The 13,657-nt window shown below is 63.9% G+C and carries 12 protein-coding genes; 8 read left to right on the top strand and 4 right to left on the bottom strand.

The features are described 5' to 3' along the window. Window position 1 precedes the first annotated feature (1 nt). Window positions 2-1,822 carry a PHA/PHB synthase family protein gene (locus ACTGJ9_RS26115; RefSeq protein ID WP_456673440.1) on the bottom strand — a complete coding sequence of 607 codons (1,821 nt, stop codon included), beginning with the start codon at window positions 1,820-1,822 and terminating at the stop codon, window positions 2-4. A gap of 253 nt (window positions 1,823-2,075) precedes the next feature. Here ACTGJ9_RS26115 and ACTGJ9_RS26110 point away from each other — a divergent pair, with 253 nt between their 5' ends. From ACTGJ9_RS26110 to glpX, 4 genes are all read left to right on the top strand, one after another. After that, window positions 2,076-2,351 (top strand): hypothetical protein, encoded by a 276-nt coding sequence (locus ACTGJ9_RS26110; protein WP_456673439.1) that lies wholly within the window; start codon window positions 2,076-2,078, stop codon window positions 2,349-2,351. A 261-nt stretch (window positions 2,352-2,612) separates the two neighbouring features. Then, complete coding sequence (locus ACTGJ9_RS26105; protein WP_456673438.1) at window positions 2,613-3,833, top strand: LL-diaminopimelate aminotransferase; 1,221 nt, start codon at window positions 2,613-2,615, stop codon at window positions 3,831-3,833. A gap of 28 nt (window positions 3,834-3,861) precedes the next feature. Next, window positions 3,862-5,178, top strand: a complete 1,317-nt coding sequence (locus tag ACTGJ9_RS26100) for a homoserine dehydrogenase (RefSeq protein ID WP_456673437.1) — start codon at window positions 3,862-3,864, stop codon at window positions 5,176-5,178. Between the two features lie 159 nt (window positions 5,179-5,337). Next, entirely contained in the window at window positions 5,338-6,339 is a 1,002-nt protein-coding gene (gene glpX / locus ACTGJ9_RS26095) for a class II fructose-bisphosphatase (protein ID WP_456673436.1), read from the top strand. 71 nt (window positions 6,340-6,410) lie between these two features. Here the strand turns inward: glpX and ACTGJ9_RS26090 are convergent, their stop codons facing one another. Then, window positions 6,411-7,094 (bottom strand): hypothetical protein, encoded by a 684-nt coding sequence (locus ACTGJ9_RS26090; protein WP_456673435.1) that lies wholly within the window; start codon window positions 7,092-7,094, stop codon window positions 6,411-6,413. 668 nt (window positions 7,095-7,762) lie between these two features. On the opposite strand from ACTGJ9_RS26090, the gene ACTGJ9_RS26085 reads away from it, so the two are divergent. Further along, complete coding sequence (locus tag ACTGJ9_RS26085) at window positions 7,763-9,160, top strand: IS1380 family transposase (RefSeq protein WP_456673068.1); 1,398 nt, start codon at window positions 7,763-7,765, stop codon at window positions 9,158-9,160. A 256-nt stretch (window positions 9,161-9,416) separates the two neighbouring features. Next, window positions 9,417-10,145: a haloacid dehalogenase type II gene (locus ACTGJ9_RS26080; RefSeq protein WP_456673434.1), complete on the top strand. Its 729-nt coding sequence runs from the start codon at window positions 9,417-9,419 to the stop codon at window positions 10,143-10,145. 19 nt (window positions 10,146-10,164) lie between these two features. Here the strand turns inward: ACTGJ9_RS26080 and ACTGJ9_RS26075 are convergent, their stop codons facing one another. After that, window positions 10,165-11,040, bottom strand: a complete 876-nt coding sequence (locus ACTGJ9_RS26075) for an ABC transporter substrate-binding protein (protein ID WP_456673433.1) — start codon at window positions 11,038-11,040, stop codon at window positions 10,165-10,167. Between the two features lie 97 nt (window positions 11,041-11,137). Between ACTGJ9_RS26075 and ACTGJ9_RS26070 the strand changes: the two genes are divergently transcribed. Beyond that, window positions 11,138-12,064, top strand: coding sequence for a LysR family transcriptional regulator (locus ACTGJ9_RS26070; protein ID WP_456673432.1), 927 nt, complete (start codon window positions 11,138-11,140; stop codon window positions 12,062-12,064). A gap of 16 nt (window positions 12,065-12,080) precedes the next feature. Here the strand turns inward: ACTGJ9_RS26070 and ACTGJ9_RS26065 are convergent, their stop codons facing one another. Then, window positions 12,081-12,746, bottom strand: coding sequence for a GntR family transcriptional regulator (locus ACTGJ9_RS26065; protein ID WP_456673431.1), 666 nt, complete (start codon window positions 12,744-12,746; stop codon window positions 12,081-12,083). 116 nt (window positions 12,747-12,862) lie between these two features. Here ACTGJ9_RS26065 and ACTGJ9_RS26060 point away from each other — a divergent pair, with 116 nt between their 5' ends. After that, window positions 12,863-13,657, top strand: coding sequence for an enoyl-CoA hydratase/isomerase family protein (locus ACTGJ9_RS26060; protein ID WP_456673430.1), 795 nt, complete (start codon window positions 12,863-12,865; stop codon window positions 13,655-13,657).

Below are 13,657 nucleotides of genomic sequence, written 5' to 3'. Positions count from 1 at the left end.
TCTATGCGCGAACCCTGACATAGCTGCCCGGGGCGTCCTCGATCGGCGGGAGCGCGTCGGTGCCGACGGCGCGCGCAGGCACTTCCTCCGGATCGAGGCCGCCCAGCCATTCGCGCCAGTCCGGCCACCATGAGCCCTTGTGCTCCACCGCGCCCTTCATCCACTCGGCGACGTTGACGTCCTTGATGTTGTCGTTGGTCCAGTACTGATACTTGTTCGAGGCCGGCGGATTGACGACGCCTGCGATGTGGCCGGAGCCGGACAGCACGTACTTCACGGGGCCGCCGAAGAACTGCGAGCCGTACAGCACCGATTCCGCCGGCGCGATGTGGTCCTCGCGTGTGGCGAGGTTGTAGACCGGCACTTTGACCTTGGAGAGGTCGAGCAGCGTGTTGTCGAGCACCATGGTGCCGGTCGACAGCCGGTTCTCCAGATAGCAGTTGCGCAGGTAATAGGAATGGTTCGCCTGGGTCATCCGCGTAGCGTCGGAATTCCAGTGCAGCAGGTCGAACGCGCTCGGTTGCTGGCCCTTGAGGTAGTTGCTGACCACATAGGACCAGATCAGGTCGTTGGATCGCAGCATGTTGAAGGCCATGGCCATCTTGGAGCCTTCGAGCACGCCGGACGCCTTCATGTCCTTTTCGAGCGCCGCGATCTGGTCTTCGTCGACGAACACGAGCAGATCGCCGGCATGGGTGAAGTCGACCTGGGCGGCAAAGAACGTCGCAGAGGCCACGCGCTGGCGCCGCTTCTCGGCGAGCCAGGCCAGCGTGGTCGCGAGCATGGTGCCGCCGACGCAATAGCCGGCGGTGTGCACCTTCAACTCGCCGGTGACCTTCTCGATCACGTCCATCGCCGCGAGCAGACCTTCCTTCATGTAATCTTCCCAGCTCTTGGTACCGAGCCTCTTGTCGGGATTGACCCATGAGATCACGAACACGGTGATGCCCTGATCGACGCACCACTTGATGTAGGATTTCTCCGGCTTGAGATCGAGAATGTAGAACTTGTTGATCCAGGGCGGGATGATCAGCAGCGGCGTACGCAGCACCTTCTCCGTGGTCGGAGAATACTGGATCAGCTGCATCATCTCGTTCTGGTAGATCACCTTGCCTGGCGTCGTCGCCATGTTGACGCCGACGACGAGGTTGTCGGGATCGGACTGGCGGATCTTCAGCATGCCCTTGCCGGCGGCGATGTCCTCCGCCAGCATCGTCAGGCCGCGCGCGAGGTTCTCGCCGCTGCTGGCTACCGTTTGGCGCAGCACCTCCGGATTGGTCAGCACGAAGTTCGACGGCGAGATCGCGTTGGTGACCTGCTGCATGTAGAACTCGGCCTTGCGCCGGGTCTGCGGATCGAGCCCCTCGGCATCGCGCACCAGCTCCTGCGCCCATTTGGTCGTGAGCAGATAGAGCTGCATCATGAAGTCGAAGAACTGGTTCGACTTCCATTCCGGATCGGCAAACCGCTTGTCGCGCGGCGAGGGCGCGATTGCCGGCTGAACCTCCTGTCCGGCCATTCGCCGTGCCGCCGAGCCCCAGAGATCGAGGTAGTCCTTGGCGAGCTTGGTCTGGAGGTCGGACGCACGCGACTGGTCCGACAGCCAGTATTCGGCGACCGCCGTAAAGGTCTTGACGACTTCGGCGAGCTCGGCCGGCGGACGATCCTGGACCTCGCCGGTTTCGCGCGGCTTGAGATACGCGGCGAGCGCCTTGCCGCCGCTCTCCATGGCCCGCGCGACATTCATCGCGAAGGCTTCCGCATCGAACTTCGTTTCAGACTTCGTCCCGGACTTGGGCGTATCGGTCGTGGCACTACTCATGAAGGCAACAGTAACGATTCATTCCGTATTCGTCACCGCGAAGCTCGCTGGTTTCGCGCTAAACACGCGCGAAGATGTGCTGCACTGCGACAAGGCTTCTTGCTTTTGTCACAATCGCAGTGCACCTCTCCGAGTGTGGGCCTTGGATGATTTCTCGCTCGTGCCATTTGTGGGCAGCAATGGTTTGAGCTTGGGCAGGTTGTCGGGTTAAGCTCCCGAGAGCCTCGCATGGGACGAGTAGGGGAATTCCCAGGTGTTTGCGTTTTGGGACCTGCAAAAGTCGGGGCTCGCATGCTGCGCGCTGCTGACGGCGGCGCTTGCGCTGGCCGGCTGTTCGAGCCAGCTCGCGGACATGTCGGCCGCCGACATGCCGGCTCATCCCAGGGAGCCCGGTGCCTATCTGCCGGTGCACGATCTGCCGCCGGATCGTGATCAGGCGGTCATCCCGCCCGACCAGCGCGCCAAGATCGAGGCCGAGCTTGCGGCCGCCCGCGACCGTCAGGCCGTCGCCGCCAAGGACGCCAAGTAAGACCCCTGACAAGTAAGACCCCTAATTGGGCACGGGACGGCCATCGCGAGGTGCAAGGTAATCGCTGGCGCCCCCGCCACTCCGTGCTAAAAAGACTTCAATTCAGCCGAGAGTCAGGGCGAAGGAGTTCAGTCCCCATCGCCGAAAATTGCTCCAAACATTTGATTTTGAGCGGTTTTTGTGTGCAGGGCGAGATCTCCTCGAAGGGTGGTCATCGCCCGTCGATTCTATCCTGACCGGTTGCCCGGAGCCCAGAGAGCCATGGACGAGTTTTACCGCATCCGCCGCCTTCCGCCTTACGTGTTCGAACAGGTCAACCGGGCCAAGGCGGCCGCGCGGAATGCCGGTGCCGACATCATCGATCTCGGCATGGGCAACCCCGATCTGCCGGCGCCGCCACACGTGCTGGAGAAGCTCAAGGAGACCCTGGGCAAGCCGCGCACAGACCGCTACTCGGCGTCCCGCGGCATCCCGGGCCTGCGCCGCGCCCAGGCCGGCTACTACGCCCGCCGCTTCGGCGTGAAGCTCGATCCTGATACCCAGGTGGTGGCGACGCTGGGTTCGAAGGAAGGCTTTGCCAACGTGGCTCAGGCGATCACCGCGCCGGGCGACGTCATCCTCTGTCCGAACCCGAGCTACCCGATTCATGCCTTCGGCTTTTTGATGGCGGGCGGCGTGATCCGCTCGGTGCCCTCGGAGCCGACGCCGCAATTCTTCGAGGCGGTGGAGCGGGCGATCGTGCATTCGATCCCGAAGCCGCTCGCGCTCGTGGTCTGCTATCCCTCGAACCCGACCGCCTATGTCGCGAGCCTCGACTTCTACAAGGACCTCGTCGCCTTTGCGAAGAAGCACGAGATCCTGATCCTGTCCGACCTCGCCTATGCCGAGGTCTATTTCGACGAGAACAATCCGCCGCCCTCAGTGCTCCAGGTGCCCGGCGCCATCGACGTCACCGTCGAGTTCACCTCGATGTCGAAGACCTATTCGATGGCCGGCTGGCGCATGGGCTTTGCCGTCGGCAATGAGCGCGTGATCGCAGCGCTCGCCCGCGTCAAATCCTACCTCGATTACGGCGCCTTCACGCCGGTGCAGGTCGCGGCGACGGCCGCGCTGAACGGCCCGGACGATTGCATCAAGGAGATGCGCGACACCTACCGCAAGCGCCGCGACGCGCTGGTGGAATCGTTCGGCCGCGCCGGCTGGGAGATTCCGCCGCCGGAAGCCTCGATGTTCGCCTGGGTGCCGCTGCCCGAAGCGTTCCGTAGCGTCGGCAGCATGCAGTTCGCGACTCTGATGGTGGAGAAATCCGGCGTCGCGGTCTCGCCCGGCGTCGGCTTCGGCGAGCATGGTGAAGGATATGTCCGTATCGCCATGGTGGAAAACGAGCAACGGATCAGGCAGGCCGCGCGCGGCGTGCGCCGCTTCCTTGAAAGCGGCATCGAAACGTTGCACAACGTGGTTCCGCTCGCCAATCGGCGCTAATTCTCTTCTGTAGGTTCACTAAAGCATCATGGTTGCACCCCTGAAAGTGGGCATAGCGGGGCTCGGCACCGTGGGCGCCGAAGTTGTCCGCTTGATTGAAACGCAGGCGCGCGTGCTCGCGGGCCGCAGCGGCCGCGGCATCCGCGTCGTCGCCGTCACCGCGCGCTCAAAGGCCAAGAAGCGCAGCATCGATCTGCGCGGCGTGGAATGGGCCAAGGATCCGATGGCGCTCGCCACAGATCCCGGCATCGACTGCTTTGTCGAGCTGATGGGCGGCGCCGGCGATCCCGCGCTGTCCGCGGTCGACGCCGCGCTCAACGCCGGCAAGTCGGTCGTCACCGCCAACAAGGCGCTGCTCGCAAAGCACGGGATCAAGCTGGCCAAGGCCGCCGAAAAGCATGGCGGCGCGCTGAATTTCGAGGCAGCGGTCGGCGCCGCGATCCCTGTCATCAAAACGCTGCGCGAAGGTCTTGCGGGAACCGGCATCAACCGCGTCTACGGCATCCTTAACGGCACCTGCAATTACATCCTGACGCGGATGGAGCAGGAGGGCCTGTCGTTTGCCGAGTGCCTCAAGGATGCGCAGCGGCTCGGCTATGCCGAGACCGACCCGTCCTTCGACGTCGACGGCCACGACACCGCGCAAAAGCTCGCCATTCTCGCCAGCCTCGCCTTCGGCACGAAAGTTGCTCAAAGCGCGGTGTATGTCGAAGGTATCTCCTCCATCGCGCCGGAAGATCTGCGTGCTGCCGCTGATCTTGGCTACCGCGTCAAGCTGCTCGGCGTTGCCGTTCGCACCGCCAAGGGCATCGAGCAGCGCGTGCATCCGACCATGGTTCCAAAAGCCTCTTCGATCGCGCAGGTGATGGGTGTCACCAACGCGGTCACGATCGACGGCGAGGGCATTCCGCCGATCACGCTGGTCGGTCCCGGTGCCGGCGGCGCTGCGACCGCATCAGCCGTCGTGGCGGACATCGCCGACGTCGCACGCGGCATTCGCGCCAATCCGTTCGGCCGGCCGATCGCACAACTGCACGACACCAGGAAGGCGCCGATGGAGCGGCACGAAGGCGGCTATTACATCCGCCTTTTGGCGCGCGATTTCCCGGGCACCGCGGCTGCGATCGCGACCCGTCTCGCGGAGCAGAAGATTTCGATCGAGTCGATTGTGCAGCGTCATCCCAATGGCGGCGCTGCCCCTAGCGACGGCAAGGCGGTCCCCGTGCCCGTCATCCTGATCACCTATGCCACGCATGAGGATGCGGTTCGCCGCGCGCTCGCCGCCGTGCAGAAGGACAAGGTGATCAGCGGGCGGCCGCAGGTGATCCGGATCGAGAAGAACTAGAGCATGACCCGGAAAAGTGTGAAGCGGTTTTCCGGGAAGGTCATGCTCAAACAATGAGGTGGTTCGTTCGAACGAACCGTGGGCGTTGCGAGTTGATTCGGGCAAGGAGTCCTGTCCAAAACCAGGGTCCTGTCCAAACTGTTTCGAAGGAGTTAGCCGATGTCGACCCATATTTCAGTGCCGCCGCAAGCATTGCTCGAGCGCATTCTCACGCTGGAGATCGTGCGCGTGACGGAGCGGGCGGCGGTGTCGTCGGCGCGGCTGCGCGGGCACGGGCAGGAGAAGCCCGCCGACCAGGCCGCTGTCGACGCCATGCGCCGCGAGCTCAACAAGCTGCCGATCCAGGGCACCATCGTGATCGGCGAGGGCGAGCGCGACGAGGCGCCGATGCTCTTCATCGGCGAGAAAGTTGGCCTGAACACCGGCCCGGAAGTCGATATCGCGGTCGACCCGCTCGAAGGCACCACGCTGTGCGCCAAGAACATGCCGGGCTCGATCGCCACGATGGCGATGGCCGACGGCGGCACGTTGCTGCACGCTCCCGACGTCTACATGCAGAAGCTCGCGATCGGTCCGGGCTACGACAAGGGCGTTGTCGATCTCGACGCCTCACCCGCCGACAACGTCCGCCGTCTCGCCAAGGCCAAGGGCGTCAAGCCTGAGGACATCACCGTCCTGGTGCTCGACCGTCCGCGCCATGCCAGCATCATCGAGAGCGTGCGCTCGACCGGAGCTGCCGTGCGCCTGATCACCGACGGCGACGTCGCCGGCGTGATCCACTGCGCCGACCCCGACAACACCGGCGTCGATATGTATCTCGGCACCGGTGGCGCACCGGAAGGCGTGCTTGCGGCGGTGGCGCTGCGTTGCATCGGCGGCCAGATGCAGTGCCGCCTGATCCTGGATTCCGACGAGAAACGCGAGCGCGCCGCCAAGATGGGCGTCAACGATCCCAAGATGATCTACGGCATCGAGGACATGGCGCGCGGCGACTGCCTGTTCGCGGCCACCGGCGTCACCACCGGCTCGCTGCTCTCGGGCGTCAAGTTCCGCAAGGACGGCGTGATCGAGACCGAGACGGTGGTGATGCGCTCCGTCACCGGCACCGTGCGCTACATCAAGGCAGAGCACCGCGAACTGGCGAAGTTCCACCTGGACTAAGAGCGCTGGCTTTCCCGCGCGATCGTTCTGTTGCTTTCACCGGACGTTCGCTGCAGGCGAGTCAGTGTCTGTTAGGGGCTGCGCGGCGGCGCCGGCGAGAACATGAAGGCGTCGCACAAGGTCAGAGCGAGCTTGGCAGCGGTTTGAAGCAGGCCAACTTCGTCGGCCCAAGGCATCAGAAGCGACCTTGCGGATGCGGTGTCTCCGCTCGCGAGCGCACGACGCGCTTTGGTGTCCGCTTCCGCATAAGCTTCGGTTGCGAGCATTCCGGACAATGCGCGCGAGAGGCCGTCGTCAAAACTCTCCAACCGAACCTCCGAAATATAGTGATCCGGCTTTAGCCGGATCTGATTTTCAGCCCGTGAAGGATCGAAAAGCCCGACTTTGCCCAGCATGACCAGCAGTGGGTGATTTCGGGCGATCGAGGGCGGAATGATCCCATAGGCCTTGAGCCTCCCGACGCGGTCCTCAACGGATGAGAACGAAATGACCGGTCCGAGGTTGAAGCGCGAGTTGCGGTAGAGCACGGCTACGCGATGATCGATTTCGGGGTCGGGCTCGAACACGCCGCCGTCCTTGATTTCGGCGTTGAGGCCGTTTGCGATAAGGTATGACGACAGTTGGGCAACGCGAACGGTGACAGCGTATTTGTCAAGTCCGTCCACCTCAAATTCGATCTCGCGCCCCGTGAATGCGGACAATCCGACCGTGTAGGCTCCGATGGTCTCACCACAACGGAAATGAACGATCTCCATCCACAATCCGAACGGATGGTCTGGAAACGGCTCGAACGAGCGAAGCGACTGCTCGAGCCACATCTTGGGGAGCGGCCTACGCCTCCATGCCAGACCACGGCGAGACAACCAGGCAGCGTTTCGAGCACGGCGCCGACAAAGGCCGTCGTGAGGCGCGTACTCTCGACGAACCCGAGTGCTTTCGTCTCTGCATTGTTTTCAGCGGAGCCCATGGTCGAAACGATGAGGTGCGCGCGGTGGCGCCCGGCGGCGTCGAAAGCGTTCGGCCATACCCAGGAGGCGCGCCGCCAGAGTTGCTGATCGAACGGCATGGGCGCAGGCATCAAGAGGATGGTCAGGAGATGATCGCCGACGCGGATGAACATCGGACCGTCGATGTCGTTACTCGGTGCGGTTGGGCTGTGGTCCCACCGTAAACCGGGATGGCGCACGCGCAGTCTCTCGATCAGGGCTCCTTCGTTCGGGAGCCTCGCATCCTCGAGCAATACATACGCAACAGGGATGGTCATGGCACCCCAACTGGTTGAGGCCGCTCACATCGCTCGTCGCGGACCTGTCTGCCGCGGCGGACTAGCCCGCATTTCTCACAGTGTTGAGGCGCATCGGGGCGCGAATCAGCGAAAGTTCTTTTGCGAGAAGGACTTCGCGGTGATTCAAGGAATGCCCCGATGCCGGCACAGTGTAGCGCAGAACGGTTTGATTTTGGAGAGGTGGAAGGCCGCATCGTGGAAGCGGCTTTTGATGGTGGCCTGGTGACGTCGGATGCGGGCGCGCTGCTGCTGGGCGCGTCTGATCGGGCGATTGATCTGGTGGGGCGCTTTGCCGATTGCTTTCGCGATCATCGCCGGGTGGACTTGATCGAGCACGCAGTCGGAACGTTGGTCGGACAGCGGGTCTTTGGCATCGCACTTGGCTACGAAGACATCAACGATCACGACGAGTTGCGGCACGACCCGCTGATGGCGGTGCTGGCGGGCAAGCTTGTTGCCAGGCGCGAGGACTGCGCACCGGTGGCCGGCAAGTCGACGCTGAACCGGCTGGAACTGGGCCGGGAGGAACCTTCGCGCTATCACAAGATCGCCTACGACGCGGCGGCGATCGAGGCGTTGCCGGTGACGCTGTTCCTGGAGGCGCACAAGCGACCGCCGCCGCAGATCATCCTCGATCTCGACGCCACCGACGATCCTCTGCACGGGCATCAGGAGGGGCGCTTCTTCCACGGCTATTACGACTGCTACTGCTATCTGCCGCTGTACGTGTTCTGCGGCCGGCATCTGCTGGCGGCCAAGCTGCGGCGCGCCGACATCGATGCCAGCGCAGGCAGTGTCGCGGAGATCGCGCGGATTGTCCGGCAAATCCGCGCCCGCTGGCCGTTCGTGCGCATCGTGCTGCGCGCCGACAGTGGCTTTGCGCGCGAGGCGCTGATGGCGTGGTGTGAGCAAAACCGCGTGGATTATCTGTTCGGGCTCGCCCGCAACACGCGCCTGGTCGCCATGATCGAGGAGGAGCTCGCCGCGGCGAGAGCCACAGCCGAGACGACCGGCCAACCGGCACGCCGCTTCAAGGACTTCCAATGGCGTACGCGCGACACCTGGAGCCAGGAGCGCCGCGTCGTCGCCAAGGCGGAGTGGACGCAAGGCGAGGCCAATCCGCGCTTCGTCGTCACCTCGCTCAAGCGCAGCGCGGCGGGCGTGCGGCAGCTCTATGAGGACATCTACTGCGCCCGCGGCGACATGGAGAACCGCATCAAGGAGTGCCAACTCGATCTCTACGCCGACCGCACCTCGGCCGCCACCATGCGCGCCAACCAGCTGCGGCTGTGGTTCGCCTCGATGGCCTATGTGCTGATCTGTGCCCTGCGGCGCATCGGCCTTGCCGAAACCACCTTTGCGGACGCCACCTGCGGCACCATCCGCCTCAAGCTCCTCAAGATCGGCGCACTGGTGCGCATCAGCGTCCGCCGCATCAGGATCGCCATGGCCTCGGCCTGCCCAGCCGCTCAGCCGTGGGGACACGCGGCTCGTCGCCTGGCCGAAGCCGCCAAGGCTCGCGCCTCGCCGGCCTGACACGCGACGCTGCGACGCGCTCAATCGGCGGCATCACCAACAGGCCCAACGGAGACATTCAAAACCAAATCGCCGGCTGCGCCTTCAGCGCCACGGCTCCCCGTTGCCTTGCCAAATCCTCCTATCCTCCGTCGCTGAGCAATCGGTCGTGTGAGAAATGCGGGCTAGCGTTATTGTTGCATGAGAATGACCATGCTTTAAAGCCCTCGATCTGAACCGGGCCAACCGGTGCGACCGAACATCAACGGAGCCATCCATGGGTACAACATCCGATCTCTCCGCCGTCAAAGCCCTCGTCTTCGACGTGTTCGGCACGGTCGTGGACTGGCGCACCAGCCTGATCACCGACTTCATGTGGTGGGCGAAGGGTCGCGGCATCAGCGCCGACTGGAGCGCTTTGGTCGACGGCTGGCGCGCCGTGTACTCGGCCTCGATGGACGACGTGCGCAAGCACCCCGAGCGCGGCTATGTCATGCTCGACGATCTGCATCGCCGCTCGCTGGAGAAGCTGGTCGAGCAGTTCGCGATCAAGGGCCTCACCGAGGCCGATCTCGATCATCTCACCAGGGGCTGGCATCGCCTGCATCCGTGGCCGGACAGCGTCGCCGGCCTGACGCGGCTGAAGACAAGGTTCGTGATCTCGCCGTTGTCGAACGGCAATGTCGCGCTGCTGACCAACATGGCGAAGTTCGCTGGTCTGCCGTGGGATCTCATCATGTCGGCCGAGTTGTTCGAGCATTACAAGCCCGATCCCGAAACCTATCTCGGCGCGGCACGATTGCTCTGCCTCAAGCCGGACCAGGTTATGATGGTCGCGGCCCACAATGGCGATCTCGCCGCCGCGCAGAAGTACGGATTGAAGACCGCGTTCGTGGCGCGGCCCACCGAGTACGGCCCGTTGCAGAAGGTCGATTTCGAGGCGACCGGCAACTGGGACATCGTCGCCAAGGATTTTGGCGGCATCGCCGACAAGCTCGGCTGCTAGCGCACGTCCTCTCCGAGCCTCAGATTCTGCCGAACGCGACCGTGGCCTTGTCGTAGGCGCCATTGCCCATCGTGCCGGCTTCGAAGATGCCGTGCTTCTCGATCCAGTCGAACGACTGCTCGTAGATCTCGCGTGAATAGGGTTCGAACACGATCCGTTCGCCGGGCCCCCAGCGCCTGGTGTCCATGGTGGCGTGGAATCGGTCCGGAAATTCGTTCTTGTAGTAGCGGGTGAAAAGCTCCGGACGCAGGTCGATATCGCGCTGGGCCTTCTTCAGCGCGCGGAAGTAGCGCTTGACGTCCTCGGGCGCCGGATCGCCGTTGATCATGGATGCGATCATGAATGTGGTGTCGATGATCTTGCGATAGCCGAGCTGCTCGGCGAAATAATAGGGGCCGTTGAAAAGCGAGGCCGCCTCGCTCTTGCCTTCGAACAGCAGCTCCATCCGGCGGAACAGCATGCCGTCCTCGAAGGTGAGGTTGATCTGGCCCGGCGCCAGATACGGTTCGAGCGCCTGGATCGTCGAATAGTGGCTGCCTGACTGGAAGCCAACCGAGATCGGCACGCCGGCGAGATCGGCAGGGGTGCGGATCTTCGAATCCGCCGGAACGAAAATGCCAGAGGGCGCGACCGAATAGACGTCGGCGTAGAGCTTGGCGTGGCCGTTCGAGGCAGCGACGTTGACGGTCCAGTGGCAGGCACAGCTGACGTCGGCCTTGCGGCCCTTCTCGATGCTCTGGAAGGCGCCTTCATTGACCTTGTTGTGGTGCTGGCCCTCGGTCGAGCGGATCAGTTCGCGAAACTCGTAGTCGAGCCCTTCGTCGCGGAAGTAGCCCTTCTCCTCGGCCACCCATTCCTGCAGGCGGAAATGCGACTCGATCACGAATTTGGTCATGGCGTCCTCCGTGTCCGCGTGGCCGTTCCGGCCGTTCGGTCGACTGCAGGATAGCAAAGGGCGAAGCTCGATCCATAGCCGCGAGGGAATGTTTCATATGTCGAAAATGGAATCTTCCGGGATCGACTTTCGCGACTTTCGCGTGCTCGACGCGCTGATCCGCGAGGGCAGCATCACGCGCGCGGCCGTGAGCCTCGAGACTACGCAGCCGGCGATCAGCAAGCTGCTGGCGCGCTTGCGGCTGCGCTTCGACGATCCCCTGTTCGTGCGACGTGGCAGCGGCGTGCAGCCGACCGCGCGCGCCGTCGAGATGGCGGCCCAGGTCCGCGCCTTGCTCGAGATGGCCGACCGGTTGTGGCAGGAGCGGCTGCCATTCGATCCGCGGAAATCCGAGAAGACCTTCAGCCTGCTGTTGACCGATGTCGGCATGGTGCGGTTCCTGCCGCCTCTGGTCGCGCGCCTTTCCGAACTCGCACCGCGCGTTCAGGTGCGCGCAATCCCGCTCGACTCCCGGCATTTCGCCCTCAAGCTCGAGTCGGGAGAGGCGGACCTTGCGCTCGGCGCCTTGCCGCGCGCGGCGGGGCATCTTCGCTCCCAGCGGCTCTACTCGGACGGCTACGCGAGCGTCGTCAGGCGAGGTCATCCGAGGCCGGCGGCGGCGCGCACGCGCCGGGGATTTCTGGAGGAGAAGCACATCCTGATCACGGCCTCGGAGACCGGCCATGCGGCCCATCTCGAGACGCAGCGCGTGCTGACGCGCGCGATCGCTCGCACGAATATTCTGTTGCAGGTGCCGAGCTTCATCGCAGGCGCGATCGTGGCATCGCAGACCGATGGTGTCGCGACCTTGCCCGCCAATCTGGCTGCCATCGTTGCCGAACCGCTCGGCATGAGCGTGTTCAGCACACCGGTGGCATTGCCGCGGATCGAGATCGCGCATTATTGGCACGAGCGCTATCATCGCGATCCCGCCCATCGCTGGCTGCGGTCGATCACGCTCGATCTGTTCGGCAATCGCGCCTAGCCGGGGAGGTGGCGCCTCACGCGATCTTCAGCGTGGGCTCAGTCGCCTCCGTCTCCGCAAAGCCCGCCTGCAAAACCTCTTCCCGCTTGTGGCGCAGATGGGCGCGCAAAACGTGGGAAAGGCCGGCGCCGTCGCGGCGCTGGAGCGCGTTCAGGATCGCTTCGTGCTCGCTGACGGCAAACGCCCAGCGCTGCGGCGTCATCGGCGTGACGTAGCGGGCGCGGCGGATGCGCGCGGTCACCGACGCATAGAGCCCGGTGAGCACGGGATTGCCGGCCGCATTGACGATCCCCTCGTGGATGGTGCGGTTGCCGCGATAATACTGGATCAGATCGCCCTCGCGATAATGCTGCACCATCGCTGCGTGCGCAGCCGCGATCTCCGCGATCTCGTGATCACTGATGCGCTCGCAGGCGAGCTCGCCGGCCAGCGCTTCGAGGCCCTGGCAGACCTCGAAGAGGTCGCGCATGTCCTTGTCCGTCAGTTTTGCCGCGCGCGAGCCGCGATGGGGCAGGAGCTGCACGAGGCCCTCGGCAGCGAGCACCTTGAGCGCCTCGCGCAGCGGCGTGCGCGAAATCTCGAGCCGTTCGCACAGCTCGCGCTCGGAGATCCGCGCCCCCGGCGGAATCTCGCCGTCGAGCAGAATGTCGCGGATACGGCCGACGACCTCCTCATGCAGCATGGGATTTCTCTATTTTTGAATGCAAAAGTGACCCAATAGACCAAAGTTATGTAATTATATCTTGAAAATCCAAAATTTTGCATTCAAAAATACAAAAAACAACGGGGATCGAGGAAATGGACCAGACCGTAGAGGCGGACGACCTCGTTTTTGAATGCAGGGACGGCATCGGGCGGATCACCTTCAACCGCCCGCAGGCGCGCAACGCCTTCACCTTCGCCATGTATGAGCGGCTCGCTGCCATTTGCGAGCAGGCCAACGACGATCGGTCCATCAAGGTGCTGGTGCTGCGCGGGGCCGGCGATAAGGCCTTTGCCTCGGGCACCGACATCAACCAGTTCCGCGAATTCAAGACCCCGCAGGACTCCATCGACTACGAGAGCCGGATCGACCGGGTGCTCTCCACCCTCGAGCAATGCCGGGTGCCGACGATCGCGGCGATCAACGGCTTCTGCACCGGCGGCGGCGCGGGGATAGCCGCTGCCTGCGACCTGCGCATCGGGACGAGAAGCACGAAAATCGGATTTCCCATCGCTCGCACGCTCGGCAATTGCCTGTCGATGTCCAACGTCAGCCGTCTCACCGCGCTGATCGGCGCGGCACGGGTCAAGGATTTGATCTTCACCGCGCGCCTGGTCGATGCCGCGGAGGCCGCCGGCGTCGGGCTGCTCGGTGAGGTCGTCGACGATCTCGCAGCGCTCGACAAGCGTGCCGACGAGCTCGCGCGCCTTGTTGCCGGCCATGCACCGCTGACGCTCAACGCGACCAAGCAGGCGGTGGCACGCCTGCAACGGCGGCTGACGCGCGATGAGGGCGAAGACCTCATCCTGATGTGCTACACGAGCCAGGACTTTCGCGAAGGGCTCGATGCTTTCCTCAACAAGCGCGCCCCGCAGTGGCGCGGTCAATAG

Origin of the sequence: Bradyrhizobium sp. RDM12 (genome assembly GCF_051917485.1) — a bacterium.
Lineage (GTDB): Bacteria > Pseudomonadota > Alphaproteobacteria > Rhizobiales > Xanthobacteraceae > Bradyrhizobium.
The sequence above is the reverse complement of the archived record's forward strand: the minus strand, read 5'-3'. Positions and strand labels throughout refer to the sequence as shown.

Coding starts and splice junctions, on each gene's coding strand:
- ACTGJ9_RS26115 (WP_456673440.1), bottom strand. CDS start 1,822: ATGAGTAGTGCCACGACCGATACGCCCAAGTCCGGGACGAAGTCTGAA.
- ACTGJ9_RS26105 (WP_456673438.1), top strand. CDS start 2,613: ATGGACGAGTTTTACCGCATCCGCCGCCTTCCGCCTTACGTGTTCGAA.
- ACTGJ9_RS26100 (WP_456673437.1), top strand. CDS start 3,862: ATGGTTGCACCCCTGAAAGTGGGCATAGCGGGGCTCGGCACCGTGGGC.
- glpX (WP_456673436.1), top strand. CDS start 5,338: ATGTCGACCCATATTTCAGTGCCGCCGCAAGCATTGCTCGAGCGCATT.
- ACTGJ9_RS26090 (WP_456673435.1), bottom strand. CDS start 7,094: ATGGAGATCGTTCATTTCCGTTGTGGTGAGACCATCGGAGCCTACACG.
- ACTGJ9_RS26085 (WP_456673068.1), top strand. CDS start 7,763: ATGCCGGCACAGTGTAGCGCAGAACGGTTTGATTTTGGAGAGGTGGAA.
- ACTGJ9_RS26080 (WP_456673434.1), top strand. CDS start 9,417: ATGGGTACAACATCCGATCTCTCCGCCGTCAAAGCCCTCGTCTTCGAC.
- ACTGJ9_RS26075 (WP_456673433.1), bottom strand. CDS start 11,040: ATGACCAAATTCGTGATCGAGTCGCATTTCCGCCTGCAGGAATGGGTG.
- ACTGJ9_RS26070 (WP_456673432.1), top strand. CDS start 11,138: ATGTCGAAAATGGAATCTTCCGGGATCGACTTTCGCGACTTTCGCGTG.
- ACTGJ9_RS26065 (WP_456673431.1), bottom strand. CDS start 12,746: ATGCTGCATGAGGAGGTCGTCGGCCGTATCCGCGACATTCTGCTCGAC.
- ACTGJ9_RS26060 (WP_456673430.1), top strand. CDS start 12,863: ATGGACCAGACCGTAGAGGCGGACGACCTCGTTTTTGAATGCAGGGAC.